Raw genomic sequence first — 26,520 nt, forward strand, 5'->3', positions numbered from 1 at the left:
GGGTCGTGGTGGGGTCGTCGGTGGTGCGGGTAGTCACCGGGTCAGCGTAGAACGCGTGCCTCGAGGCGCCGACCACGGGTCGGGTCGTGGGAACCGTCTCGGATGCGAGACGGGCCTGACACCGGCCCTGACATCAGCACGACCCCACCGGATACGTTGCGGCCATGACGACGGTGCACACCCACGACGCCCTGACCGCCCGTGCGCAGGAGGCGGACGACTCCTCCGTCCTGCGCGGCACCCGAGAGCTCTTCACCCTCCCCGACGACGTCGTCTACCTCGACGGCAACTCGCTCGGCGCGCTGCCGAGCGCCGTGCCGGCCGTCGTCGACGACGTCATGCGCCGCGAGTGGGGCGAGCGGCTCATCCGGTCGTGGAACGAGGCCGACTGGTGGGGCGCGCAGACGCGCGTCGGCGACCTCGTCGGCCGGCTCGTCGGCGCCGCGCCGGGACAGGTCGTCGTCACAGACTCCACCTCGGTCAACCTCTTCAAGGCCGTGATCGGGGCCGGCCGGCTGCGCCCCGGTCGGCGAGTCGTGCTGACCGACCCCGACTCGTTCCCCAGCGACCTGTACATGACCGAGTCGGCCGCCGCCCTCGCCGGACTCGAGGTGCGCCGGGTGCATCCGCGCGACGCCGTGAGCGCCATCGCCGAGGCCGGCGACGAGCTCGCCCTCGCGTCCTACTCCAGCGTGGACTACCGCACCGGCGAGCTCTGGGACCTGCGGGCCGTGACCGAGGCCGCCCACGCCGTCGGCGCCCTGGCCTGCTGGGACCTCTGCCACTCCGCGGGTGTCATCGAGGTCGACCTCGACACCGGTGGTGCCGACCTCGCCGTCGGCTGCGGCTACAAGTACCTCAACGGCGGCCCCGGCGCTCCGGCCTTCATCTACGTGGCCTCACGCCATCAGGACGACTTCGACCAGCCGCTGACCGGTTGGCAGGGCCACGCCCGCCCCTTCGAGATGCGCCCCGACTACGAGCCGGCACCCGGCATCACGCGCGCCCGCGTCGGCACCCCGCCCCTGCTCTCGGTCCTCGCTCTCGAGGCCGCACTGTCGGCGTACGACGGCCTCTCCCCCGCCGACGTCCGGGCGGCGTCGCTGTCCGTGACGGGCATGTTCATCGAGGCACTCGACACGCTCGGGGTGGACCTGCCGCTGGCGACGCCCCGTGAACCGGAGCGCCGCGGTTCCCAGGTGTCGCTGCGGCACCCGCAGGCGTTCGCCGTCGTGCAGGCGCTCATCTCCCGCGGCGTCATCGGCGACTTCCGCGAGCCCGACATCATCCGGCTGGGCTTCGCGCCGCTCTACGTCACCCACGTCGACGCGGTGCGGGCGGCCAGGCACCTCAAGGAGGTCCTGGACGGACGCGAGTTCGAGCGGCCCGAGTTCGCCGAGCGCGGCGCCGTCACCTGAGCAGTCCCCACCGAGGCCTCCGGCGCCGTGGGTGCACGAGGAGGTCGACGTTGTCGCTCCACTGCTCGACCGACCCGACGCCGCGTGGCAGCGCCCGCACGACGGGGTCGGTGACGCCCGCCTCCAGGAGGGCGACGACCTCCTCCCGCACGCCGCGGTAGGGCCGGTCCCAGAACGGCTCCACGGGGTCGTCGGCCACCGGGAGGCCGGCCGCGTCCTGGACCGCGTTGAGGGTGCGGATGGCGTCGACGAGCCCCGACTCGCGCTCACGCCAGTCAGCCGACGTCACCGCCCGCTGGAGAGACCCGACCGCCGCGGCCGCCCGCGGCAGGCGTGCGAAGCTCGTACCGAGCCACTTGGCGTAGGGCGGCCACCGTCGCTCGAGCAGGTGCCCCAGGTGCAGAGCGACGCCGGTCAGCCGCGCCGCGACGACGCTCGACCCGAGGTCGTCCCCGCGTTCCGCCGTCCGCCCCACGAACGGCAGCTCCTGTGCCAGTCGGGCCCAGTCGGTGGCGACGACGTGACGCCACACGTCGTCCGGGTACCACGCGAGCCGCTTCCGTATGCCGTGCAGCTCACCCGCGTCGTCGGCGAACACCTCCCCGGCCGTGACCTCCAGGACGGCCTGGCCCGTGAGCGACAGCCAGTCCTCGACGTCGAGGTCGCCGGTCGGGTCGAGGCCCAGACGTGAGACCGCGAGGTCGCGAGCGGTCTCGACCTGGACGCGGTGGCGCATGCCCGGGTCCCACGTGGTGGGGAACCGTGTCGGATGGCCCTCGTACTCGTCCGGGAGGCACTCGGTGAGATGGGCGTCGACGTCGGCGACCGCCTCGGTGGGGACGAGGAGGTTGAGGCGCAGTCCCCAGTCGTGGTCGCGCGACATGCCGTCGTCGAGGCCGAGGACGTCCGAGCCGCTGCCCAGCCGGCCGGCTGCATGCGGCAGGCCGGGCCACCGCCGACGGACGAGAGGCCCGACGACGTGTTCGTAGTACGACCGCGACAGCTCGGCTCCGGTGGCGTCCACGTCACGATGCTGCCACCCGACGTTCCCGCAACACACCGGGTAATCACCGACGCACCGGGATCCGACGCCGGTGCGTTGCGGGCTTCTCGGTGTTGCGAGACGGGGAGGGATGACGAATGCCGCCGGGCCCGTGGGGCTCGGCGGCATCCGTCAGCGTGGTGCGGGTGGAGCGGAGGTCACCAACCGCGCTCGGAGAGGCGGTGCGGCTGGGCGATCTCGTCGACGTTGATGCCGACCATCGCCTCGCCCAGGCCGCGCGAGACCTTCGCGATGACGTCGGGGTCGTCGTGGAACGTCGTCGCCTTGACGATCGCCTCGGCGCGCTGGGCCGGGTTGCCCGACTTGAAGATGCCGGAGCCGACGAAGACGCCCTCGGCGCCGAGCTGCATCATCATCGCCGCGTCGGCCGGGGTCGCGATGCCACCGGCCGTGAAGAGGACGACGGGCAGCTTGCCGGCCGCGGCGACCTCCTTGACGAGCTCGTAGGGCGCCTGCAGCTCCTTCGCCGCGACGTAGAGCTCGTCCTCGGGGAGGTTCTGCAGACGGCGGAGCTCCTGACGGATCTGACGCATGTGCGTCGTCGCGTTGGAGACGTCGCCCGTGCCGGCCTCACCCTTGGAGCGGATCATCGCCGCGCCCTCGGTGATGCGGCGAAGGGCCTCGCCGAGGTTGGTCGCGCCACAGACGAAGGGCACGGTGAACTGCCACTTGTCGATGTGGTTGGCGTAGTCGGCCGGGGTCAGGACCTCGGACTCGTCGATGTAGTCGACACCGAGGCTCTGGAGGACCTGGGCCTCGACGAAATGGCCGATGCGCGCCTTGGCCATGACGGGGATCGAGACGGCGTCGATGATGCCGTCGATCATGTCGGGGTCGCTCATGCGGGACACGCCGCCCTGGGCGCGGATGTCGGCGGGGACCCGCTCGAGGGCCATGACGGCGACGGCACCGGCGTCCTCGGCGATCTTCGCCTGCTCGGCCGTGACGACGTCCATGATGACGCCGCCCTTGAGCATCTCGGCCATACCGCGCTTGACGCGGGTCGTGCCGGTTCCGGACTGCTGGTCAGCCGCGGGCGTGCTGCCCGTGGTCGGGGTGGTGCTCACGATGTCCTGCTTTCCCGTGATCTGGTCTGGGGTTGCCTCAAAGGGTAGGCCCAGACCGGCCCTGCGCACGACACGGTCCCTGCTCGTGGGCACCGCTGTGACGGACGTCGCGTGGGGTTCCCTGTCGTGGCCGGGCGCAAGCCCCGCCCCTGACCGGCTCCGTACGGCGTGTCAGCTGACCGACAGGTGCTCGGGCGACTCGTCGTTGAACTCGACCGTGTGCGGCATCGTCGTGTAGCCCGCGAGGTGGAACAACCGGATCGCCCACTTGCGGCGGACGCGGCGCACGTCGGTGACGGCGTCGTTGTGGAAGCGCCGGGCGAGCTGGACGCGGTTGCACGCCGACGTCAGGCGGGACAGCACATCGGTACCGAGGGCGCTCGCCCGGAGGCCGTCGACCGCCTCCGGTGTGAGCGCGAGGTCGAGGGCCTCGGTGAGGTCGCTCTCGGCCTGCTCACGGGCGTGGCCATGCTCCGAGGGAGCCTCCAGCGACTGCGCAGCGGCGTTGGCGAGGATGAGCGAGGTCGCACCGTCGAGCAGCCCGCTGTTGGCGAGCTCGACGACCGCTTCGGCGCGACGCACGAGACGGGCGTCGAGAGCCGCGAGCGTGCCGCTGAGGCGCACGTGCAGCCGGTCGAGCCGAGCCGCGGTGTAGGAGAGGTACCAGCCGACGATGACGAGCACGAACAAGATCGCGAAAACCCAGGAGAGAACCTCGCTCACCGGGCGCCCCCGCGCAGGAAACGGTTCCAGCGGCCCTGCGCCGGCATCGCGGCTGCCCGACCCTCGATGACCGTCTCGTAGACCGCGAGGATCTCGTCGGCCACGACCGACCAGTCGAAGATCCGCGCGCGCCGCTGGCCCGCCTCGGCGAGCTCGGCCCGCCGCTCGGGACGGCGCAGCAGGTCCACCAGGGTGCGCGCCAGAGCGTCGGGCTGCTCGTTGGCGAACATCGCGCCCGCCTGACCGCCGTCGAGCACCCGGGAGAACGCCGACAGGTCGCTGGCCAGGACGCAGGCGCCGGCACTCATCGCCTCGATGAGGATGATGCCGAAGCTCTCGCCGCCGGTGTTGGGCGCGACATACACGTCCACCGACGCGAGCAGGGAGGCTTTGTCGTCGTCGGACACCGAGCCGAGGAACTCGCACGCGGCGACGACCTCGGCCGGCCAGCCCTCGGTCACGTCGTCGGGGTCGCCCGGTCCGGCGACGAGCACCCGCAGGCCGGGCACGGAGCGCAGCACCTCCGGCAGGGCCGCTGCGAGGACAGGGAGACCCTTGCGCGGCTCGCCCATGCGGCCGAGGAAGGCGATCGTCGGGGCTGTGGGCGTGCCGATCCACGGTGAACGCCGCGGCGCCTCGGCGAACCGGTCGACGTAGACACCGTTGGGGATGACGACGGCGTCGCCGCCGACGTGCGTCGTGACGGTGCGACGCGCGTCCTCGCTGACCGCGATGCGGCCGGCGATCTTCTCGAGGCTCGGCCGGATGATGGGGTATGCCGTCTGCATCGTCCGCGAGCGCAGCATCGACGTGTGGAAGGTCGCGACGATCGGACCTTCCGCGGCCATGAGCGCGAGCACGCTGACACTGGGCGTCACGGGCTCGTGCAGGTGCAGGACGTCGAACTCGCCGGCGTCGAGCCACTTGCCGACCTTCGAGGCGGTGACGGGACCGAAGTTGAGGCGCGCGACGGAGCCGTTGTAGCGCACCGCGGTGGCGCGACCCGCCGACGTGACGTAGCCGGGCAGCTCTGTCTCGCTGTCGGCGGGCGCGAGGACGGAGACGTCGTGGCCCTGGCCGATGAGGTGCTCGGCGAGGTCGCGGACGTGGAACTGCACCCCACCCGGCACGTCGAACGAGTAAGGACAGACGATCCCGATCCTCACGGTGTGGCCCCGGTTCGTCGTTCGGCCGGCATGGGGGGCACCGAGGCCGACGCCGAGGTGGTGGACGCGCTCGCGGCCGGGGAGACCGGCGCGTCGAGGTCGTCGACGAAGACGCGCTGGAGCATGTGCCAGCTCGACGTGTGCTCGCGGATCGTCACCGCGATGTGGTCGGCGCACTGCTGGACGAGGTCGGCGGCCCGCACCGCCGTGGTCCCCTCGACCCGCGGCACGAGCCGCCCGCTGAACTCGATCCTGGTGCGGTGTCCGCCGAGGCCCTCGCCGCGTGGCGCGCGCTCGTACCAGATACGGGCCGCGTAGAGCGGCGCGCCCGTCATGAGCGACAGCACCGCGGGGCCCTTCGCCATCCGGGCCCGATGCCCGAGCAGGTCGACCTCGACGCCGCCCTGGGTGAGGTCTCGGTCGGCCGCGAGCGCGATGAGCCGGCCGCCGTCCCGCGCCGCGGCGAGCAGACCGTGGAAGGGGTCGGCGCCACCCGTCAGCGGGATGATGTCCATGCCGATGCTGCGCCGGAAGGCGACGAACTCCTGGTACACCTCCTCCGGCTCGAGGCGCTCGGCGACCGTCGTGACCGGCATCAGGTTGCCGGCCGACCATGCGGCGCCGAGGTCGAAGTTGCCGAGGTGCCCCACGAAGACGACGCCTGCCTCGCCGCGCGCACACAGCTCGCGCACCTCCTCGTCGCCGCTCGCCACCACGGCTGCGTCGATCTGCGCCCGGCTCAGCGACGGCATGCGGAACGCCTCGCAGTAGTAGCGCATGTAGGAGCGCATCCCCTGGTGTACGAGGGAGTCGAGCTCGCGCTCGTCGAGCTCGGGACGCACCTTGGCGTAGTTGGATCGAAGCCGCTCGATGCCCCGGCCGCCGCGGCGGACGGCGATGTCGGCCACCCGGTCGAACAGGGCGTAGGCCGCCCGCTCCGGCAGCGCGCGTACGGCTGACCAGCCGAGCTTGAAGCCGAGCACGCTCACGGTGTCGGTGGCCCGTCGGGCAAGCCCGGTCACGCGCCCACCTCACCGGAGGCGAGGGCCTGCCGGCGCACGGTCAGCATGCGCTGCAGGACCGTCACGAAGCTCGCCACCGCGAGCAGCCCGAGCACCACGCCGAGCAACACGGTCGAGCCGAGGAGGTCGGCGAAGAAGGCCGCGACGAGCACCGCGACGAGCCGGTCGGCGCGTTCGGCGATGCCGACGTCCGCGGTGTAGCCGAGGCCCTCCGCCCGTGCCTTGGCGTAGGAGACGACGCTGCCGAGGATGAGGCACGCGAGGGCGAGGCCCGCCATGAGCTGGTTGTTGCCCCTGCCCGCGTAGAAGAGGACGAGGCCGCCGAAGATCGCGGCGTCGCCCATGCGGTCCAGGGTCGAGTCGAGGTAGGCGCCCCACTTGCTCGACCGGCCGGACTCACGCGCCATGATGCCGTCGACGTTGTCGGAGAAGACGAACGCGGTGATGACCAGCACGCCCACCCAGATCTCACCTCGGGGGAAGAAGGCCAGCGCGCCGACGCAGACACCCGTCGTGCCCACGATCGTCACGATGTCGGGGCTGATCCCGAGGCGGAGGAACACGTGGGCGATCGGACCGAGGATCTTGGTCATCGACGCGCGCAGGAGTCTGTTGAGCATGGTGGGGACAGCCTACTGACCGGTTGCGCATGCCCGGGCACGCCGTATGGTGCGGCGCGTCAGTCGGTGGGCCAGGCCGCGACGAGGCGCGAGCGGGTCTCCTCCAGCAGGACGGGCAGCGCCTTCGTCTGGGCGATGATCGGCAGGAAGTTGGAGTCGCCGCTCCAGCGGGGCACGACGTGCTGGTGCAGGTGGGCCGCTACGCCGGCTCCCGCGACCGCGCCCTGGTTCATCCCGAGGTTGAAGCCGTGCGGCTCGGAGGCGCCCTGCAGCGCACGGATGGCCTGCTTGGTCAGTGCCGTGAACTCGGTCGTCTCCTCGTCGCTGAGGTCTACGTAGAGCGAGACGTGCCGATAGGGGCAGACGAGGACGTGGCCGGGGTTGTACGGGAAGAGGTTCATGACGACGTAGCAGTGCTCGCCGCGGTGGACGATGAGTCCTTCGGCATCCGGCTTGGTCGGCGCGGAGCAGAACGGGCAGTCGGTGCCGGCGTCGTCGGCGGGCTTGTCCCCGAGGATGTAGGCCATCCGGTGCGGGGTCCAGAGCCGCTCGAAGCCGTCCTCGACGCGGGCGAACCCCTCGACGTGCTCCGGCGCCGCGGACTCGCCCGTGGACGTGGTGCCACTCGCCTGCGTCGTCATGGTGTCTGATCCTAGGACGGGGGATCCCTCGGCGAGAGGGCCGGACCCGGGTCGCGAGACACCGGTGCAGCGTGTCGATTTCGGGATCGGGTGCCGGAGCCGGTTGAATTGGGCGCGGCCCTGCGATGTGTGAGATCGCAGGGCCCTTGTCGTGCCGTCGCAGGCGTGCTCGTACGTCAGAGTCGACACGGAACAGCCCTGCGGGTGTGAGAGCCGCAGGGCCGTGGTCCTCGAGCACGCGCGGCGTCGAGCCGCCAGGCGCATGAAGGAAGGTGAAGGCCCGGGAAGTATGAGTTCCCGGGCCTTCGATTCTTCCTCGCCGAAGCGATTCAGAAACCGTCCCGCCGAAGCGGTTCGGTAAGGACTGTTCTAGCCCCGTAACACGCTCGTGACAAGGGGTTTGCCAAAGATTCTCCGGAGTTCGTGCAGAGCTCACGGCGTGTCCCCACAATCGGCGGCGTGTCGGCGGGGGTCGGCGGCTGGGCTCAGCCCCACCGATGCGGTTCAATGGTGCACGAGGACCCCGTGGTGTGTGAGACCACGGGGCCCTCGTACGTTCGGCCGGCCGTCACCGCAGCGACACGGCATACACCTCGAAACGGCCGTCCGCGGGCAGCGTGACCGACTGGAGCCGGCGGGCGGGGTCCGCCGCCGCCGTCGCCCCGAAGAGCTGCACGGGTGGCCCGTCGACGCCCGACCCGCCCTTGATCCGGTGGTCCATGGCGATGGCGACCGTGTTGCCGTTGTGGCCGCTGCCGGCCGCCCAGTCCGTCAGGGCGATCGGCACCGTCTGGACGCTGCCGTCGGTGTAGGTCAGGCGCAGCGCGGTCGTGACGTCGCCGTTGTGGGTGGCCCCGATGACGTGGATCGAGGTCCGGGACCCGGCCGGAACGAGGAGGGTCTGCCCGCGGCCCTCGACGAAGTTCGGTGTGGTGCCGGACGTCGGAGGCGCGGCATACGTGACCCCGTTCCAGTCCCAGGTGCCGGCGGCCGGCAGCAGCGCGGCGTCGTAGCTCCACCCGCTGCCGTCGAAGTTGCCCTCGCTCGGCGACGCGACGGTCGCCGTGCCGTCGTGGTTGCGGGCCGGGCCCAGGTCGACGGCACAGGCCTCGCCGTCGCCGAGGCAGCCGAGGGCGTCACGGACCTGGACGGCGACCGTACGCGTGACGGGTTCGACGCCGGGTGCCGCCGCGGTCACGAGGACCTGGTGGTCACCCACGCCCAGTCCGGCCGGCAGCCGCAGGGTCACGGGGACCGACGCGCTCGCGGGCACGCCGTCGCTGTGCAGCACCGCCGCGCCCTCACCCTCCGGGCCGACCGTCGCACCCCATCCGCCGGGGACCGTGACCGACACGTCGACGGGGAGGCTCTTCGGCGCCTGGCCCACTAGGTCGACGGACAGGCGCGCCTCCCGCGCGCCGGTCGGGACCACCACGGGGCTCGGACGCACCGTCATGGACAGACCGAGGCGCGGGTCGCGCCCTGCCTGCACGGCCGAGGGCGGGACGTCGGCCGGTGTCGTGCCCCAACCGCTCGGTGTGGTGCCGACGGTGTGGGCGACGGTGCCACCGCGGCGCAGGTCGTTCCAGCCGACCCAGCTCCTGGTGGTCGTGCGGCCGTTGACGGCCAGCGTCTGCACGTAGCGCCGGTCGTCGGAGACTCCGGGCGCGGTGACGGTCAGGCGTCCGCCCTGGCCCGTGCGCACCGTCGACGGCGCCGCCACGTCGATGTCGACGCGCTCGAACTGCGGCGAGGAGACGACGAAGAAGTTCGCGCCGCTCATCGTCGGGTACAGGCCCCACGACGAGAAGACGTACCAGGCGGACATCGTGCCGAGGTCGTCGTTGCCGGTCATGCCGTCGGCGCCGTCGGTGAACAGCGTGAACGCGGCGCGGGCGACCGTGGCGATCTTCGCCGGCTCCTGCACCCAGGCGTAGACGTAGGGCGCGAGCAGGTCCGGCTCGTTGTTCGGGTTGTACGTCGGCTTGCTGTAGTAGGCGTACGTCGCCTCGATCCAGTCGGTGCGGGCCGTGCCGGCGGGGTCGGTGAGCAGCTTCGGGTAGGCGAAGAAGTCATCGAGCCGCTGCTCCGTCGCGACGCGTCCGCCCATGAGCTTGACGAGCCCGGCCGGGTCCTGCGGAGCGAGCCACTGGTACTGGTAGGAGCCGCCCTCGTGGAACGCGTGCGATGCCTCGACGGGCTCGTAGGGGTCGAGCCACGTGCCGTCGGCCAGGCGGGGCCGGAAGGTCTGCGTGCCGTCGTCCCAGAGGTTCCGGTACCAGCCGCTGCGCTCGGTGAGCATGGCTGCGTCGGCCGTGTGGCCGAGCCCTCTCGCCATGAGGGCGAGCGACGCGTCGGCCGCCGCGTACTCCATCGTGGCGGAGGCCGGGTGCGCGCAGTCGTTGTCCCCGCCGTGGGAGACGCAGTCCGTCCCCACCTCCAGACCGAACGGGATGTAGCCGAGCTTCTCGTACCAGTGCTGGCCGGAGCGGCCGTTGTACTGGCTGTCGGCCGGAGGTCGCTCGGTCGCGTTCTGCTTGAGCAGCGCGTACGCCTCCGCCTCGTGCCCGGCGAGGAAGCCCTTGCTCCAACCCTCGACGAGGAACGGCGTCACCGGGTCGCCGGTCATGATGTTCGTCTCGCTGTTGACGAGGGCCCAGCGCGGCAGCCAGCCGCCCTCGCGCCCGATCGCGAGGACCGACAGGTGGGAGTCGCGTGCGACGTCGGGCGCGAGCACCTCGAGCAGCTGGTTCTGCGGGCGGTAGGTGTCCCAGAGGGAGAAGTTCTGACGCGGCGTATAGCCCTCCGCGACGTGCACCTTCCCGTCCCAGCCGTGATAGCGGCCGTCGACGTCCGAGGCGAGGTTCGGGTGCATGAGCGAGTGGTAGAGCGCCGTGTAGTACGCGGTACGCCGCTCGTGCGTGCCGCCCGTGACCCGAGCGCGACCGAGCTGCTCCTCCCACCGGCCCGTCAGGCGGGCGCGGGTCGCGTCGAAGTCGAACGAGTCGCCCGTCTCGGCGGTCAGGTTGGCCCGGGCGCCCTCGGCGCCGGTGTAGCTCAGGGCGACCTTCATCGTCACGGAGGTCGTGCCGCCGGCGAAGGTCAGGGCGGCCCCGTTGCCGCCGTCGGCCGTCCGCGCGTCGCGGGCGCCGGGCGTGAGCGTCGTGCCGCTCCACGTGCCGAACGAGCTGAAGGGCCGGTCGAACTCGGCCCGGAACCACACCGTGTGCTGGTCCTTGCCGGCGCAGAAGTTGCCGTCGTGGATGCGGCCCTCGACGACGCGGTCACCGACGACGTGCACCTCGGAGTCGAAGACCCGCATGTTCGCCTTGCCGGTGTTGAGCAGGACGTTGGCCTGCTTGCCGGCCGGGAAGGTGTAGCGCTGCCAGCCGGTGCGGTCGGTCGCGGTCAGCTCCGCCTGGACGCCGTAGGTCGGCAGGCCGACGCGGTAGTAGCCGGGGCTCGCCTCCTCGTCGTCGTGCGAGTACGCCGACCGGTACCGGGACGCGTCGACGGTCGTGACGGCCCCCGTGGTGGGCATGACCGGCAGCTCACCGACGACGGGACAGCCGACCCCCGACAGGTGGGTCTGGCTGAAGCCGTACATCGAGGACTGCGAGTAGTCGTAGCCGCCCTCTCCCCCGGTGTCGGGACTCACCTGGACCATGCCGAAGGGGGCACTGGCACCCGGGAAGGTGTTCCCGTTGTCCTGCGTGCCGATGAACGGGTTGACCGACTCGACGAGCGGCTCGGACGCCGCCGCCGGTGGCGCCCCGGAGGGCAGGACGGGGCCGAGGGCGGTGGCGGCGAGGACGACGGCGGAGAGCGGGCGGAGCACGGTGCGCATCTGGACGTTCCTTCACGGGCGACGACGATGTCTCGCCCGAGACTCGTGACGTCCCCTCCCCCGCGTCAACCCGTGACCGATGTCCTGTCCGATGGACGCGCGACATCGGACAGAACGGACGTATGCCGCCGGGTGGGGTCACACGGGCGCGGACCCGGCCCGGCGGCATACGTCGTCGGTCGTGCTCGGGAGCTCAGACCTGGGCGCGCGACTCGATCGCGGCGACGATCTCGTCGATCGCGTCGTCGATCGGCACACCGTTCTTCTGCGACCCGTCACGGAACCGGAAGGACACCGCGCCCGCGGCCCGGTCCTCCTCGCCCGCGATGAGGGTGAACGGCACCTTCGACTTGCTGGCGTTGCGGATCTTCTTCGGGAAACGGTCGTCGCTGTCGTCGAGCTCGACGCGGACTCCCTTCGCCTTCAGGCGGTCCAGGACCTCACCGAGGTAGTCGGCGTAGTCCTCGGCGACGGGCACACCGAGCACCTGCACCGGGGAGAGCCACACCGGGAACGCGCCGGCGTAGTGCTCGGTGAGCACACCGATGAACCGCTCGATCGAGCCGAACTTGGCCGAGTGGATCATGACCGGCTGCTCGCGCGAACCGTCGGCCGCCTGGTACTCGAGGCCGAACCGCTCCGGCTGGTTGAAGTCGTACTGGATCGTCGACATCTGCCAGGTGCGGCCGATCGCGTCGCGCGCCTGCACCGAGATCTTGGGGCCGTAGTACGCGGCGCCGCCCGGGTCGGGCACGAGGTCGAGCCCGGAGGCCGTCGCGACCTCCTCGAGAACCTTGGTCGCCGCGGCCCACTGCTCGTCGCTGCCGATGAACTTGTCCTTGGCGTCGTCGCGCGTCGACAGCTCGAGGTAGTAGTCGTCGAGACCGAAGTCCTTGAGCAGCCCGAGGACGAAGTCGAGCAGGTGCTTGACCTCCGCGCCCGCGGTCTCCTTGGTGACGTAGGAGTGCGAGTCGTCCTGGGTGATCATCCGCACCCGGGTCAGGCCCTGGAGCACGCCGGACTTCTCGTCGCGGTAGACGGTGCCGAACTCGAAGAGGCGAAGCGGCAGCTCGCGGTAGGAGCGCTGGCGCGCCTTGTAGATGAGGTTGTGCATCGGGCAGCTCATCGCCTTCAGCCGGTAGTGCTGCCCGTCGACGTCCATGGCCGGGAACATGCCCTGGGAGTAGTACGGCAGGTGCCCGGAGGTGAAGAAGAGCTCCTCCTTCGAGATGTGCGGTGTGCCGACGTACTGGAAGCCCTCCTCGATGTGCCGCGCGCGGACGTAGTCCTCCATCTCGCGCTTGAGCACGCCGCCCTTCGGGTGGAAGACGGGCAGGCCGGGACCGAGCTCGGTCGGGAACGAGAAGAGGTCGAGCTCGGCGCCGAGGCGCCGGTGGTCCCGCCGCTCAGCCTCCGCGAGCCGGTCGAGGTACGCCTTGAGGTCGTCCTTGGTGGGCCAGGCGGTGCCGTAGACGCGCTGGAGCTGCGGGTTCTTCTCGGAGCCGCGCCAGTACGCGGCCGCCGAGCGCATCAGCTTGAACGCGTTGCCGATGAGCTTGGTGTTCGGGATGTGCGGCCCGCGGCACAGGTCGCCCCAGGCGCGGGTGCCGTCGCGGCGGACGTTGTCGTAGATCGTCAGCTCTCCGGCCCCGACCTCGACACCGGCACCCTCCGCGGCCTCCTCGGCGTTGCCACCCTTGAGACCGACGAGCTCGCACTTGTACGGCTCGTGGGCGAGCTCCTCGAGGGCCTCTGCGTCGGTGACGACGCGGCGCGCGAACGTCTGCCCCTCGTTGATGATCTTCTGCATGGCCTTCTCGAGCGCCTTGAGGTCATCCGGGTGGAACGGGGTCTCCACGTCGAAGTCGTAGTAGAAGCCGTCGCGGATGGGCGGCCCGATGCCGAGCTTCGCGTCGGCCCGCAGCTGCTGGACGGCCTGGGCGAGCACGTGCGCGGTCGAGTGGCGCAGCACGGCCAGGCCGTCCTCACTGTCGACGGTGACGGCCTCGACGACGTCTCCGTCGGCCAGGACGTGGAACAGGTCGCGCAGCTGACCGTTGACGCGTGCGACGACGACGGTGCGGTCACCCTCGAAGAGCTCACCCGCCGTCGTCTGCTCCGCGACCGATCGCTCGCTTCCGGCGACGGTGACGGTGATCTGTGCAGACACGGTTGGTGCTCCTCGTTCGACAGGGACCCGTCGACGGGGCGACGGGCCGGTGGTGGGTGCCGCGCGGTGCGGCCGTGCAAGCGTATCGAGCGCGCTCAGCACCCAGCGACGCGGTTTGCCCGCACGGCCGAAGCGGTCGACGGCTTCCGCGTCACCAGGTGTTCTCCACCACGGCGTGCTCGACCTCACCGCGGGCGCCCTCGAGCGCCGACAGCGTTCGTCCGACCTCGAACACGCTGCGCAGGCGGACCGTGGACGGGAGCCGCACGGGCTTGCGGAACCACACGCGGCTGGTGAGCCCCGCACCGGGAAGTCGCGGCCCCAGCGACGACAGCGTCCTGGCGTACGTGTACATCCCGTGCGCGATGGCGGACGGGAAGCCGAGGGGACGCGCGGTGAGGGCGTGGACGTGGATCGGGTTCCAGTCGCCCGAGACGGCGGCGTAGGCACGCCCGGTGCCCTCGCCGAGTCGCCACACCGGGCCGCCGCCGCCGGAGCCGAGCGGCCCGACGGACGGCGGCTCCGAGACCGGCGCCTCGGGGTGCTCCCGACTGCGCGACAGGTAGGTGCTGACCCCTGTCCACACGACCTCGCCCCGGACACTGACCTCGGACAGGAGGTCGACCTGGCGGCCACGACGGTGTGGTCGCAGGTCCTGGGCCCACACGGACACGTCGAGCACCTCGTCGGTGCCGATGGGTCTGCGGACCTCGATGCGGTTCTCGACGTGGACGGCGCCCATGAGCGGCAGAGGAAACCGGTCGCCGCTCATGACGCTCATCTGCAGCGGGAACGCCACGAGGTGCGGGTAGGTCGCCGGCAGGATTCCGTCGACCGGGAAGCGGCAGACGTGGGAGTACGCGACGAGCTGGTCCAGGTCCACGCGTATGCCGGCGCGCGAGACCCGCACGTCGGGCAGGGTGTCGCTCGAGCTGCCTCGACGCAGGGCCGCGGTCGCGTAGATGCGTCGGAGGTCTGGGGCGGACTCCAGGGTGATCTCCTTGGTCATCGTCTGATCACGCTCCCAGGAGGCTCTGGCCGCAGACGCGCACGACCTGGCCGGTCACGGCGGCCGCACCCGGCTGGGCGAGCCAGGCGATCGTCTCGGCGACGTCCTTGGGGTGGCCGCCCTGCTCGAGTGAGTTCATCCGCCGCCCGATCTCCCTCGTGGCAAAGGGGATGCGCGCCGTCATCTCGGTCTCGATGAAGCCCGGCGCGACCGCGTTGACGGTGATCCCTCGGTCGGCGACCTGGCGCGAGAGTGCCGACACGAGGCCGATGACGCCGGCCTTGCTGGCGCCGTAGTTGGTCTGGCCGCGGTTGCCCGCGATGCCGGCGATCGAGGCCACGCACACGATGCGGCCACCGTCGGCCAACCCGCCGTCGCCGAGGATGGCCTCGTTCATGCGCAGGATCGAGCGGAGGTTGACCTCGAGGACCGTCCGCCAGCGGTCCTCGTCCATGTTGACGAAGAGCTTGTCGCGCGTGATGCCGGCGTTGTGGACCACGATGTCGAGGCCGCCGTGACGCGACGACGCGTGCTCGACGATGCGTCGACCGGCGTCCTCGGCGGTGACATCGAGCTGGAGCGCGGTGCCCTTGACCTCGTTGGCCACGGCCGCGAGAGCGTCCCCGGCACCCGGGACGTCGCCCGCCACGACGGCTGCCCCGTCCCGCGCCAGGACCCGCGCGATCTCGGCCCCGATGCCGCGTGCAGCGCCCGTCACGACCGCCACCTTGCCGGCGAGCGGGCGGAGCGGGTCGGTCTCCCCGCTCGTCGCCTCGTTGACCCGCACCACCTGGCCGTCGACGTATGCGGAGCGGCCGGACAGGAGGAACTCCACCGCCGAACGCACTCCGTCGTGCGCATCGCCCTGGGCGAGAACGAGGTTCGCCGTGGCGCCCGCCCGCAACTCCTTGCCGATCGAGCGAACGGCCCCTTCCAGGGCACGCTGCGTCGTCACCTCGGCGACGTCGCTGAGGGACTGCGGGTCGGTGCCGATGACGACGACGCGGCCGTTGCGGCCGAGCGCCTTGACCGCGGGCGCGCCGAGCAGCCGCAGCTGGTCGAGCTCCGCAGGGTCGACGGCCGCACTGAGGTCCAGGAGGACTGCGCCCACCTTCTCCCCCGCGTCGCCAGGGGTCGACACCGTCGCGACGCCGACGCTCGCGAGCCATGACGCGATGCCGTCTGCGAAGCGCCCACCGCCCGCGACGAGGACAGGGCCCTCGCACAGCGGCAGGCCCGGCTCGTAGCGGCGCAGCCGCGTGGGCTGTGGCACACCCACCTTCTTCGCCACGGGCGACGTGACGAGCTTCGTGAACAGGTCGCTCATGGTCAGGCCTCCAGGATCGCGACGACGCCCTGCCCACCGGCAGCGCAGATGGAGATGAGGCCGCGCCCACCGCCCGCCTCGTTGAGCTGCTTGGCGAGCGAGGCGACGATGCGCCCACCCGTCGCCGCGAACGGGTGACCGGCGGCGAGCGAGGAGCCGTTGACGTTGAGCTTGCTGCGATCGATCGAGCCGAGCGGGCCGTCGAGGCCCAGGCGCGCCTTGCAGAAGTCGGGGTCCTCCCACGCCTTGAGCGTGGTCAGGACTGTCGCGGCGAAGGCCTCGTGGATCTCGTAGAAGTCGAAGTCCTGCAGGCTCAGGCCGTTTCGAGCGAGAAGGCGCGGCACGGCATACGCCGGCGCCATGAGCAGGCCCTCCTCGCCGTGGACGTAGTCGACAGCCGCGGTCTCGGCGTCGACGAACCACGCCAACGGGGTCAGGCGGTGCTCGGCGGCCCAATCCTCGCTCGCGAGGAGCACGGCCGACGCGCCGTCGGTGAGCGGCGTCGAGTTGCCGGCCGTCATCGTCGCGCCGTCACCCTTGCCGAAGACGGGCTTGAGGGTCGACAGCTTCTCGACGCTCGAGTCGGGGCGCAGGTTCGTGTCACGAGAGACGCCGAGGTAGGGCGTGACCAGGTCGTCGAAGAACCCCCTGTCGTAGGCGGCGGCCAGCTTCTGGTGGCTTGCGGCGGCCAGCTCGTCCTGCGCCTCGCGGGTGATGCCCCACTGGGCTGCGGTGAGCGCCATGTGCTCCCCCATCGACAGACCGGTCCGCGGCTCGACGTTCTCCGGGATCGCGGGGAGGAGGTGTCCGGGCCGTAGGCCGGCGAGCGCCTTGGCGCGGTCGACGGCCGAGCGGGCCCGGTTGGCGGCGAGCAGGGTCTGCCGCAGTCCCTCGCTGACGGCGATGGGAGCGTCGCTCGCACTGTCGACGCCGCCGGCGATGCCGGCGTCGACCTGGCCGACGGCGATCTTGTTGGCGACGAGGATCGCGGCCTCGAGGCCGGTGCCGCAGGCCTGCTGGATGTCGTAGGCCGGCGTCCTCGGGTCGAGCCTCGTGCCGAGCACGGTCTCGCGGGTCAGGTTGAAGTCGCGGCTGTGCTTGAGCACCGCTCCGGCGACGACCTCACCGAGCCGCTCTCCGGCGAGGCCGTAGCGGGCGACGAGGCCGTCGACCGTGGCCGTGAGCATGTCCTGGTTGGACGCCTTCGCGTACTTGCCGTTGGACCGGGCGAAGGGGATGCGGTTGCCTCCGAGGACCGCGACTCGACGGGACGTGCGCGGGGTGGAGTGGGGCGCCATGGATCTCTCCTGCTGTCGGATGTCTGGCCTGTCGTTCCGGTCCAAGATAACCGAAACCGACAGTAGTCGATACAGCCAGTACCTGTTACTTTCGTGAGATGGACGATGAGGTGGACCACGCCCCAGGTGCACGCGCCACTCCCCGGGACGGGCGCGACGCACGGTGGGAGCGACATCGTGAGGAGCGGCGAGCCGCCCTCGTCGACGCGACGATCCGCGCCATCCGCAAGCACGGCGCAGGAGTCGGGATGGATGACATCGCGGCGGAGGCCGGCACGTCCAAGACCGTGATCTACCGCCACTTCGACGACAAGGCCGGCCTCTACCGCGCCGTCGCCGCGCGCATCGACGGGCGCGTCGTCCGCAACGTCGGCTCTGCGCTCGGCGGCACGGGCACGGCGCCCGGTGACACGCGCGATCTCGTCGCGTCCACGGTCGATGCCTACCTCGCCCTCGTCGAGTCCGACACGGAGGTCTACCGCTTCGTCGTCAACCGGCCGCTCGTCGACCTCCCTCTGCCCGACGACCCGGTCGGCGGCACGGTCGACCAGGTCACCGACCAGCTCACCGGGCTGCTCCTGGCCTCGCTCCGCGGGAACGCCACCGAGCCCTCCCGCGCCCGCACGTGGGCCATCGCCCTCGTCGGCTCGGTCCGCGCGGTCGCCGACGACTGGCTCGCCACCCCGGAGTCCGAGCGCGCGTCCCGCGTCGCCGTCGTCGAGGCCCTCACCGACCTCGCCTGGCACGGCCTCGCCCCGATCCTGTCCGCCGACGAGCCAGCCCGGACCCGCTGAGGTCCCCGAGTACCCAGGAGCCGAGATGTCCACGGCCGAACGCACTCCCGCCGCCCCCACGCCCGCTAACCGACTCTCCGGCGTCTCCGACACAGTCACCGAGCAAGAGAACCTCGAGCCGATCGCGTCCGGGGCCCATGACGGGCCCGACCTCGTCGCCGCATTGCGCCGCCATCTCGACGGACCCTTCACACCGGTGCGCGACCACTGTCGCGCCCTCGACGCCGCCACGTTCGGACCACCAGCCGAGCCCCCGTCCATGGACGCGCACCGCGCCCGCGTCACGGCCCAGCTCGCCGAGCTCGCCAGGCAGCCGTATGCCGCCTACGGCTTCCCGGAGCACCAGGGTGGGCATGCGCGCTTCGGCGAGGCGGTGGCCGCATTCGAGATGCTCGGCCACACCGACCTGTCGTTGTTCGTCAAGGCCGGGGTCCAGTGGGGTCTGTTCGGCGGTGCCGTGTCACTGCTCGGCACGAGCCGCCACGACCACCTCCTGCCGCTGATCACGTCCGGCGAGCTCCAGGGCTGTTTCGCGATGACCGAGACGGGTCACGGCAGCGACGTGCAAAGCCTGCTGACGACGATGACCTACGACGACGCCACCGACGAGCTCGTCGTCCACTCACCGGCGCCCGAGGCACGCAAGGACTACATCGGCAACGCGGCGCGCGACGGGCAGCTCGCGGCGGTGTTCGCCCAGCTCGTCGTCGGCGACGAGTCGCACGGCGTCCACTGCGTGCTCGTCCCGATCCGAGGCGCCGACGGGGCGCCCGCGCCCGGCGTCACCATCGAGGACTGCGGACCCAAGCTCGGCCTGACCGGGGTCGACAACGGCCGCCTCTCCTTCGACCACGTGCGGGTCCCGCGCACCAACCTGCTCGGCCGCTACGGCGACATCGACGAGACCGGTGCCTACTCGAGCCCCATCGACAACCCCGGCCGGCGGTTCTTCACGATGCTCGGCACCCTCGTGCGCGGGCGCATCTCCGTCGCCGGCGGTGCAGGTGCCGCGGCGCGGTCGGCCCTGGCCGTGACGACGACGTATGCCGCCCGTCGCCGCCAGTTCGCCCCACCCGGCACGGACGTGGAGACGACCGTCCTCGACTACCGCACGTACCAGCGCCGGCTGCTGCCCAGGGTCGCGACGGCATACGCCCTCCAGCTCGCCCAGCACGAGCTCGTCTGCGCGATGGACGACGTCCTCGCCGGTCGCGCCACCGGCGAGCAGGACCAACGCCGCCTCGAGACCCGAGCCGCCGGTATCAAGGTCCTGACGACCCGGCACGCGACCGACACGATCCAGGAGTGCCGCGAGCTGTGCGGTGGCGCCGGATACCTGTGGGCCAACCGCCTTGCAGCGCTCAAGGCGGACACCGACATCTTCACCACCTTCGAGGGCGACAACACGGTGCTGCTCCAGCTCGTCGCGAAGTCGCTCCTGACGGACTACCAGGCGACGTTCGGCGACCTGGACACCGCCGGCATCGTGCGCTTCGGGGCGCGGCTCGCGGCGGGCGCCGTCATCGAGCGGACGGCGGCGCGCGGCATCATCCAGCGGCTCGTCGACGCCGCACCGGGCCGCGACGAGGACGTCACCTTCGCGATCCGCGGCACCCAGCTCCGGCTGCTGCGCGAGCGCGAGGAGCACCTGCTCGAGGGGCTCGCCCGCCGGCTGCGACGGGCCACGGTGCCGGGCGGGGACGCGTTCCAGGCCTTCAACGCCTGCCAGGACCACCTGGTCGACGCGGCCATCGCGCACGTCGAGCGCACGGTCGCCGAGTCGTTCGCAGCCTCGGTCGAGGCGTGCACGGATCCTGAGGCCAGGGCCGTGCTGGCCCGGGTCTGCGACCTGCACATCCTCTCGGCCATCGAGAGACACAAGGCGTGGTACCTCGAGCACGACCGGCTGAGCCCGGCGCGCACCAAGGCGCTGACAGCGCTCGTCAACGAGATCTGCGCCGAGCTGCGGCCGCATGCGACGACGCTCGTCGACGCCTTCGGCATCCCCGACGGACTGCTCGCGACGGAGATGTCCGGGACGGCCTGACGCGGCCGCGAGCACGGACCGGGGTACTCCGCGCCGCCGTCAGCGCGCCGTCAGCCCGCCGTCAGTCGGTGGGCCGCTGGTAGCGGCCGCGGCGGTGGACGAGGGGCACATCTTCCTCACCGACGACGGTGTGCTCGATCACCGCCTCGACGAGCACCGACCAGCCGACGTCGTGCCGGCTCAGCGGGTCGAGACGCACGCCCATCCACGTGGTCGCGCCCACCGGGCGCGGCCCCCACTCCGTCTGCTCCCACTGCGTGAGCCGGAACGGGCCTCCCGGGGCGGGCATGACACCGGCGAAGGCATCGGCGAGCATCTGGTCGCGCCAGCCGAGGAGGGACACGACCGCGGTGCCGGTCTCCTCGAGCCGCTCGAGCAGGTCCGAGTCGGCGTGCACCAGGGCAACGACGCGGCCCGGGTCACCCGTCGCGACGAGGTAGGACGACACGGTGAGCCCCGCCCGCTCGACGCCCTCGCCCGAGGTCCACAACGAGACGGCTGCCCCGATGCGCCCACGCAGCCGACGCACCTGGTCGCGCTCGTCGTCGGGGGTCTCGAATGGGTGCTCGCTGTGGATCGTCACGCTGCACTCCCCCGCGACAGAGCCCGAGCGCTCACTCGGGCTCGGCCACGAGGACGGTGTCGTCGACGGCGACGGTGCCCGGCGTGACGACCTCGGCGTAGACGCCCGCGCACTGCGACGGAGCCTGCGTGATGCTCAGCGTGCAGTCGCCGATGCGGACGACGCGGCCGACGAGCTGGCCGAGCACCGAGGACTCCATGTCGAGCACGATGTTGGCCTTGGGATGCGTCTCGACGTAGTCGTCGGCCGAGACGAGGTGCACCGCGTGCTTCTTGGACCGGTTGCCCTCCGGGCCGCTCTGTGTCACCTCGACCGAGTCGAGCTCCTGCCCCGGCGCGTCGGAGTCGGGGTAGATGAACAGGCTGGAGACCGTCGCGTTCATGGGCGACACGCTAGCCCCTGCGGGGCCTCGCCGCGCGGGCGAGAGGGCGAGTCGTGCGCGTCGAGCGGGGTGGACGTGAAGGGACTCGAACCCCTGACCTCTCGCGTGTGAAGCGAACGCTCTAACCAACTGAGCTACACGTCCGGGCACCCCTGTGCCGGCAGGCTGTCGGGGTGACGGAGGGAAACAATAGCCTGTGCCGGACCGGGGACGGTAATCGCCCCTCCCGCGCGGCCCCGGCGCCGCGGGTCAGTCGATGCCGGGCAACCGGGCCAGCAGGTCCTCGCCCCACTGCGGCACGATCTGCGGGATGCCCGCCAGGGCGAGGTAGGCCCAGATGACGGCCCACACGATGAGCAGCGTGCAGAGCGCCACGAGGCCGCGCACCCAGATGGCCTGGTCCATGATCCAGTCGTTCCAGCGGCTCACGTGGTGCTTGCCGAAGTCGAGCCAGCCTTGCGCGAACTCGAACTCGCTCGCGAGGATGAGCAGCCCGAAGAAGACGACAAGCCAGCCGGGCCCCGGCGCCGGCACCATGATGAGGCCCGCGACGGTGACGACCGCTCCGACGACGCCGACAGCCGTGCGCCAGACGAGGTGCGTGACGCGGTTCCGCCGCAGCCGGGCCCGCCAGGCCCAGCGGTCCTCCGCCGCGTCGAGGGTGACGTTGGAGTCGGAGTAGTCGACCTCGGGGCCCCGGGTGGCGCCTGGCGCACCTGGCGCAGTCTTGTCGTGGTCGCTCACGGGTCGGCGTCCCGTTCGGCGTTGCTGCGGAAGACTGCCCGGAGCTCGGACGTGACCGGCCGCTCGCTCGACAGCTCGCGGGCGTCGACGCGGTGGATCGGCAGGACGTCCTTCGTGGAGCTCGTGATGAACACCTCGTCGGCCGTCTGGAGGACCTCGAGCGGGAGCGCCTCCTCGCGGATCTCGACCCCCGCGGCGCGTCCCCACTCGATGACGAGCTCGCGGGTGATGCCGAGGAGCAGGCCGGAATCGGCCGGGGGCGTGCGCACCACCCCGTCGACGACGACGAAGATGTTGCTGCCCGTGCACTCGCACAGCTCGCCCCGCGTGTTGGCGAAGACGGCCTCGACGGCGCCGGCCTCCTTGGCGCGCGCCAGCGCGACGACGTTCTCGGCATACGACGTCGTCTTGAGGCCGACGACCGCGCTGCGCTCGTTGCGTGTCCACGGCACCACTGTCAGGGCACCGCTGGCGGGCGGCCGGGACTGCGGTCCGGCCACGACGATGTAGGTGAGCGAGGCGTCGGCGCGGTCGGACCCGAGCGGTCCGATGCCGCCCGTGACGCTGTAGCGCAGTCGGCCGAAGTCGATCTCGGGCCCGTCGAGCACGGCCGCGATGCCCTTGTCGAGGAAGGGAAGGTCGAGCAACGGCAGGCCGAGGCCGGCCGCGGAGCGTTCGAGACGGCGGTGGTGACGGGTCAGCGCGAACGGTGTGCCGGTGTCGATCTTCGCGGTCTCGAAGACGCCGTCGCCGACGGTGACCGAGTGGTCGAGGGCGGAGACAGAGGGTCCGGTCGGGTCGACGAGGTCGCCGTTGACCCAGACGCGCGTGGTCGTGCTCATGGTCCCTTTCCTCGTGGCTGGGCGCCTGCCGGGCGTGCAACGGTGCGGCGCCGGGCCGGTGTCCTCATGGTGTCACAGTGCCGGCCGCCAGCCCGATGAGCCTGGCCGCCTTCAGCTCCGTCTCGGCCCACTCGCCCTCGGGGTCCGAGTGCCAGGTGATCCCGGCGCCGGTGCCGAAGCGCAGCCAGCGTCCCCCGGTGTCGTCGTGCTCGGCCCAGAAGGTGCGGATGCCGACGGCGAGGTCGGCCTCACGCGCGTCCGCGTCGACCCAGCCGATGGCGCCGCAGTACGGCCCGCGTGGAGCTGTCTCGAGGTCCTGGATCGCCGTGAGTGCGCTCGACTTGGGCGCGCCCGACACCGAGCCCGGTGGGTAGGCGGCGGCGAACACGTCCCTCCAGCCCACGTCGGCACGCAGCCGCCCGCTGACCGTCGAGACGAGGTGCACGAGCCCTGGGTGCGGCTCGACCGCGCACAGCTCGTCGACCGAGACGGTGCCCGGTTCGCACACGCCCGAGATGTCGTTGCGCATGAGGTCCACGATCATGACGTTCTCGGCGTAGTCCTTGGGCAGCATCTCCTCGGCGGTCGGCGCCGTGCCCTTGATCGGCCGAGTGACGATGCGCCGGTCCCGGCGCGACAGGAAGAGCTCGGGCGAGGCGCTGACGACATCGAGCCCGGCCTCGCGGCAGCGGATCCGAGCGGCGTGCGGCGCGGGGTTGCCTTGCCGCAGGAGCGCGTCGAGCCCGTCGAGATCTGCGGCCGCGGGGAGCTCGTGACTGAGGACACGGCATACGTTCACCTGGTAGACGGTGCCCGCCGCGATGCGCTCGCGGACCTCCCGGACCGCCTGCACGTATGCCGCCCGGTCGAGCGAGCTGCGCCAGCGGCGATCCAGCGGCTGCCATCCGACGGGCGACGCGCTCGTCGCTTCAGGACGGCGGCGCGCGACGTCGGCGAAGCGGACGGCGGTGACGTCGCCCTCGAAGGAGGCCACGACGGCCCAGAAGCCCTCGCCGGACATGGCGTCGAGGGCCGCTGGGCCGTGCCGGACGTCGATGACGCCGTGGGCGTCCCGGTCGGCGAAGCGGGCGTGGTCCACCCGCAGATCGTAGGGCCTAGGAGGCCAGCGCCTTCTCGATGTCTGCTGCGAGGTCGGCGGGTTCGGTCGTCGGCGAGTAGCGAGCGATGACCGTGCCGTCCCGGGCGACGAGGAACTTCGTGAAGTTCCACTTGATCTTCTTGCCGAGCAGACCGCCCGCCTCGGACTTGAGCCACGTGAAGAGCGGGTGCTCGCCGGAGCCGTTGACCTCGACCTTGGCGAACATCGGGAACGTGACGCCGTAGTTCTTCTGGCAGAAGGCGCCGATCTCCTCGTCGGAGGCGGGGTCCTGGCCGCCGAACTGGTTGCACGGGAAGCCGAGCACGGTGAGGCCCTGCACCCGGTACGTCTCGTAGAGCTGCTCGAGCCCACCGAGCTGCGGCGTGTAGCCACATTCGCTGGCGGTGTTGACGACGAGGACGACGTCACCGGCGCACTCGCCCAGGGACACCTCCGCGCCGTCGATCGCGGTGGCCTTGAAGTCGTGCAGCACGGTCACGGTCTCTCCTCTGTGGTTACGCGTCGGTAGGCCATCTTCGCCCGGACCGCGCCCGAAGCGCGAATCGTGGGCGTGAGGCCCGTCGCCGAGCTCAGCCGGTGGCGTCCTCGGGCTCGGGCGGCACGTCCTTGCCCTCCCGCTCGTCGCGCTCGGCCCACTCGAGCAGCGAGCTGAAGTCGAAGACGGCCTCGTCGATGCCGGCATGGAGGTCGCCGAGCTCCGCGAAACGATCCGGCATCGTCGCGATGGTGAAGTCCTGCGGCTCGGCATCCGGGATCTCGTCCCACGCGAGCGGCGCGGAGACGGTGCCCCGCGGGTTGCCTCGAACGCTGTACGCGGCGGCGATCGTGTGGTCGCGTGCGTTCTGGTTGTAGTCGACGAACAGGTCGTGGGGCGAGCGGTCCCGGCGCCACCACGTCGTCGTGACCTCGTCGGGAAGCCGGCGCTCGACCTCGCGCGCGAACGCGAGGGCACCGCTGCGTACGTCCTTGAACCCCCAGCGCGGCTCGATGCGCACGTAGACGTGCAGCCCCGCGCCACCGGACGTCTTAGGCCAACCGACGGCACCGAGCTCGTCGAGGATCTCGTGCGTCGTCGCCGCGGCCCGACGCACGGTGTCGAACGAACACTTCGGCATCGGGTCGAGGTCGATGCGCCACTCGTCGGGCTTCTCGGTGTCGGCGCGTCGGCTGTTCCACGGGTGGAACTCCACCGTCGACATCTGGACCGCCCAGATGACGTCGGCCAGGCGCGTGACGCACAGCTCGTCGGCGTGCAGCCCGTAGCGCGGGAAGTGCAGGCGCACGGTCTCCACCCACGGCGGCGCGCCGGCGGGCAGCCGCTTCTGGTGCACCTTTGCGCCGTCGACCCCCTTGGGGAAGCGGTGCAGCATGCACGGTCGCTCGCGCAGGGCGTTGACGATCCCCGGTCCCACCGACTGGTAGTACTTCACCAGGTCGAGCTTGGTCTCGCCGCGCTCGGAGAAGTAGACGCGGTCCGGGCTGGAGAGACGCACCGTGAAGTCGCCGACCTCGATCTCCATCGCTGGGCTCTTGCTCGACGCCGCCATGCCGGACAGCCTACGGACCAGAGGCCCGCGTGGGCCGTATGCCGCGTGGCCGGGTCGGTGCCGGACGCGCGGAAGGGCCCGCCGACGCGTGTCGACGGACCCCTCCTGACGAGCGGACGACCGGGCTCGAACCGGCGACCTCAACCTTGGCAAGGTTGCGCTCTACCAACTGAGCTACGTCCGCGTGCAGTCCTCCGGCGACCGAGGCCGCCGTGGTTGCGTGGTAGACCATAGCGGACCTGCGGGCCGGTTGCGAAACCCACTCTCCGAGTTGCCGTTCCGAGACAGATGCGTGCAGCCCGCCGGGGACGGGCGAGGCGAGGAGCCCCGCTCGTTTGCGGGTGAGCGGGGCTCCGAGTGGCCGCATAGGTTGGTTCGCATGAGGCACCTGTCATTCGCGCACGCGCCGGCGGTCGAGCGTCTTGGCCAGCAGATCAGACAGACCGTGAGTGCTGCAGATGCACTCAGTGACCTGCAGCTGCTGGCTCCCTCGAGATGCCACGGGTGGAGTGCGCTGGACGTCGTCGTCCACCTCCGCATGGGTCTGCAGGAAATGGTGGTCGGCGCCGGCCCTACGGACGACGGGCCAGACCATGATGCTGCGTCGTACTGGGCGAGCCACCCGGACGACCGGGACGACGATCCGGTGCCACACATCCTGTGGTTGCGACGGGTCGCCAGCGCCTACGGTCGCCCGTCCGCCGCCGTGAGCCATCTCAAAGACGTCGCCGAGGGCGCCATCGTCGCGGTCCGCTCGATGCAGGAGGGGCTGATCGCCTTTCAGGGCAAGCACCTGCGCAGCGGCGACTTCCTGGCAACTTGGGTCGTCGAGCTGGCCGTCCATCAGCTCGACTTCGACATCGATGGGGACGAACCTGTCGGGATCGACTGGGCGCGCAGAACGCTGGAGGCCATCGCGGACGCCGACCTGTCGTCGGGGATGGATGACCGGTCGGCGGTGCTCGTGGGCCTGGGGCGCATACCGCCTCCGGCCGGGGTCGCGCTGTACGACTCCTACCCGGTGTCGCTCTGACGCGCAGCACCCTACGGCGTCCTCGCGCTTGAACCATGGGGATGACCTGATCCCCTT

At 71.4% G+C, this 26,520-nt stretch carries 23 protein-coding genes and 2 tRNA genes; 4 read left to right on the forward strand and 21 right to left on the reverse strand.

The genetic code is table 11. The features are described 5' to 3' along the window. Positions 1-164: 164 nt before the first annotated feature. Complete coding sequence (gene kynU / locus H9I49_RS19760; RefSeq protein ID WP_188032088.1) at positions 165-1,418, forward strand: kynureninase; 1,254 nt, start codon at positions 165-167, stop codon at positions 1,416-1,418. Here kynU and H9I49_RS19765 read toward each other — a convergent pair. The 12 genes from H9I49_RS19765 to H9I49_RS19820 form a co-directional block, all read right to left on the reverse strand. Further along, a complete protein-coding gene (locus tag H9I49_RS19765; protein WP_188032089.1) occupies positions 1,411-2,442 on the reverse strand; it encodes a DUF4037 domain-containing protein in 1,032 nt (343 codons plus the stop codon). The genes kynU and H9I49_RS19765 overlap by 8 nt on opposite strands. Positions 2,443-2,618: 176 nt before the next feature. Next, entirely contained in the window at positions 2,619-3,548 is a 930-nt protein-coding gene (gene pdxS / locus H9I49_RS19770) for a pyridoxal 5'-phosphate synthase lyase subunit PdxS (protein ID WP_188032090.1), read from the reverse strand. A gap of 171 nt (positions 3,549-3,719) precedes the next feature. After that, positions 3,720-4,271, reverse strand: a complete 552-nt coding sequence (locus H9I49_RS19775; protein WP_188032091.1) for a hypothetical protein — start codon at positions 4,269-4,271, stop codon at positions 3,720-3,722. Continuing rightward, positions 4,268-5,437 (reverse strand): glycosyltransferase family 4 protein, encoded by a 1,170-nt coding sequence (locus H9I49_RS19780; RefSeq protein ID WP_188032092.1) that lies wholly within the window; start codon positions 5,435-5,437, stop codon positions 4,268-4,270. The genes H9I49_RS19775 and H9I49_RS19780 overlap by 4 nt, the downstream gene beginning before the upstream one ends. Next, positions 5,434-6,459, reverse strand: a complete 1,026-nt coding sequence (locus H9I49_RS19785) for a phosphatidylinositol mannoside acyltransferase (RefSeq protein WP_188032093.1) — start codon at positions 6,457-6,459, stop codon at positions 5,434-5,436. Before H9I49_RS19785 ends, H9I49_RS19780 begins: the two co-directional genes overlap by 4 nt. Further along, positions 6,456-7,079, reverse strand: coding sequence for a phosphatidylinositol phosphate synthase (gene pgsA, locus H9I49_RS19790; RefSeq protein ID WP_188032094.1), 624 nt, complete (start codon positions 7,077-7,079; stop codon positions 6,456-6,458). The genes H9I49_RS19785 and pgsA overlap by 4 nt, the downstream gene beginning before the upstream one ends. 59 nt (positions 7,080-7,138) lie before the next feature. Continuing rightward, positions 7,139-7,720: an HIT domain-containing protein gene (locus H9I49_RS19795; RefSeq protein WP_188032095.1), complete on the reverse strand. Its 582-nt coding sequence runs from the start codon at positions 7,718-7,720 to the stop codon at positions 7,139-7,141. Between the two features lie 568 nt (positions 7,721-8,288). Continuing rightward, on the reverse strand, positions 8,289-11,567 hold the full coding sequence (locus tag H9I49_RS19800) for a GH92 family glycosyl hydrolase (protein WP_188032096.1): 3,279 nt from the start codon (positions 11,565-11,567) through the stop codon (positions 8,289-8,291). Between the two features lie 193 nt (positions 11,568-11,760). Then, positions 11,761-13,737, reverse strand: coding sequence for a threonine--tRNA ligase (thrS, locus tag H9I49_RS19805; protein ID WP_188032097.1), 1,977 nt, complete (start codon positions 13,735-13,737; stop codon positions 11,761-11,763). A 151-nt stretch (positions 13,738-13,888) separates the two neighbouring features. Beyond that, positions 13,889-14,746 (reverse strand): MaoC/PaaZ C-terminal domain-containing protein, encoded by an 858-nt coding sequence (locus H9I49_RS19810; RefSeq protein WP_188032098.1) that lies wholly within the window; start codon positions 14,744-14,746, stop codon positions 13,889-13,891. Between the two features lie 7 nt (positions 14,747-14,753). Continuing rightward, a complete protein-coding gene (locus H9I49_RS19815) occupies positions 14,754-16,073 on the reverse strand; it encodes a 3-oxoacyl-ACP reductase (RefSeq protein ID WP_188032099.1) in 1,320 nt (439 codons plus the stop codon). A gap of 2 nt (positions 16,074-16,075) precedes the next feature. Next, complete coding sequence (locus H9I49_RS19820; RefSeq protein WP_188032100.1) at positions 16,076-17,371, reverse strand: acetyl-CoA C-acetyltransferase; 1,296 nt, start codon at positions 17,369-17,371, stop codon at positions 16,076-16,078. 98 nt (positions 17,372-17,469) lie between these two features. Between H9I49_RS19820 and H9I49_RS19825 the strand changes: the two genes are divergently transcribed. Further along, entirely contained in the window at positions 17,470-18,165 is a 696-nt protein-coding gene (locus tag H9I49_RS19825) for a TetR/AcrR family transcriptional regulator (RefSeq protein WP_188032101.1), read from the forward strand. Positions 18,166-18,190: 25 nt separating this feature from the next. Continuing rightward, positions 18,191-20,212: an acyl-CoA dehydrogenase gene (locus tag H9I49_RS19830; protein ID WP_188032102.1), complete on the forward strand. Its 2,022-nt coding sequence runs from the start codon at positions 18,191-18,193 to the stop codon at positions 20,210-20,212. Between the two features lie 61 nt (positions 20,213-20,273). Here H9I49_RS19830 and H9I49_RS19835 read toward each other — a convergent pair whose 3' ends face one another. From H9I49_RS19835 to H9I49_RS19875, 9 genes are all read right to left on the reverse strand, one after another. Continuing rightward, the gene (locus tag H9I49_RS19835; protein ID WP_188032103.1) at positions 20,274-20,795 is read right to left on the reverse strand and encodes a flavin reductase family protein; all 522 of its coding nucleotides are present in this window, start codon (positions 20,793-20,795) and stop codon (positions 20,274-20,276) included. 31 nt (positions 20,796-20,826) lie between these two features. Next, a complete protein-coding gene (locus H9I49_RS19840; protein ID WP_188032104.1) occupies positions 20,827-21,177 on the reverse strand; it encodes an MOSC domain-containing protein in 351 nt (116 codons plus the stop codon). Between the two features lie 70 nt (positions 21,178-21,247). Continuing rightward, positions 21,248-21,321 (reverse strand) — tRNA-Val (locus tag H9I49_RS19845). 105 nt (positions 21,322-21,426) lie between these two features. Further along, positions 21,427-21,921, reverse strand: coding sequence for a TIGR02611 family protein (locus tag H9I49_RS19850; RefSeq protein ID WP_188032105.1), 495 nt, complete (start codon positions 21,919-21,921; stop codon positions 21,427-21,429). Beyond that, positions 21,918-22,763: an aminotransferase class IV gene (locus tag H9I49_RS19855; RefSeq protein ID WP_188032106.1), complete on the reverse strand. Its 846-nt coding sequence runs from the start codon at positions 22,761-22,763 to the stop codon at positions 21,918-21,920. Before H9I49_RS19855 ends, H9I49_RS19850 begins: the two co-directional genes overlap by 4 nt. A 64-nt stretch (positions 22,764-22,827) precedes the next feature. After that, positions 22,828-23,862: an anthranilate synthase component I family protein gene (locus tag H9I49_RS19860; RefSeq protein WP_188032107.1), complete on the reverse strand. Its 1,035-nt coding sequence runs from the start codon at positions 23,860-23,862 to the stop codon at positions 22,828-22,830. Positions 23,863-23,878: 16 nt separating this feature from the next. Continuing rightward, positions 23,879-24,361, reverse strand: a complete 483-nt coding sequence (locus tag H9I49_RS19865; protein WP_188032108.1) for a glutathione peroxidase — start codon at positions 24,359-24,361, stop codon at positions 23,879-23,881. A gap of 91 nt (positions 24,362-24,452) precedes the next feature. Then, on the reverse strand, positions 24,453-25,430 hold the full coding sequence (gene ligD / locus H9I49_RS19870) for a non-homologous end-joining DNA ligase (protein ID WP_188032109.1): 978 nt from the start codon (positions 25,428-25,430) through the stop codon (positions 24,453-24,455). A 111-nt stretch (positions 25,431-25,541) separates the two neighbouring features. Beyond that, positions 25,542-25,614, reverse strand: a tRNA-Gly gene (locus tag H9I49_RS19875). A gap of 195 nt (positions 25,615-25,809) precedes the next feature. Here H9I49_RS19875 and H9I49_RS19880 point away from each other — a divergent pair. After that, positions 25,810-26,463 (forward strand): maleylpyruvate isomerase N-terminal domain-containing protein, encoded by a 654-nt coding sequence (locus tag H9I49_RS19880; protein ID WP_223128932.1) that lies wholly within the window; start codon positions 25,810-25,812, stop codon positions 26,461-26,463. Positions 26,464-26,520 lie beyond the last annotated feature (57 nt).

It is taken from the genome of Terrabacter sp. MAHUQ-38 (assembly GCF_014518425.1).
In the GTDB taxonomy this organism is placed as follows: Bacteria; Actinomycetota; Actinomycetes; order Actinomycetales; family Dermatophilaceae; genus Terrabacter.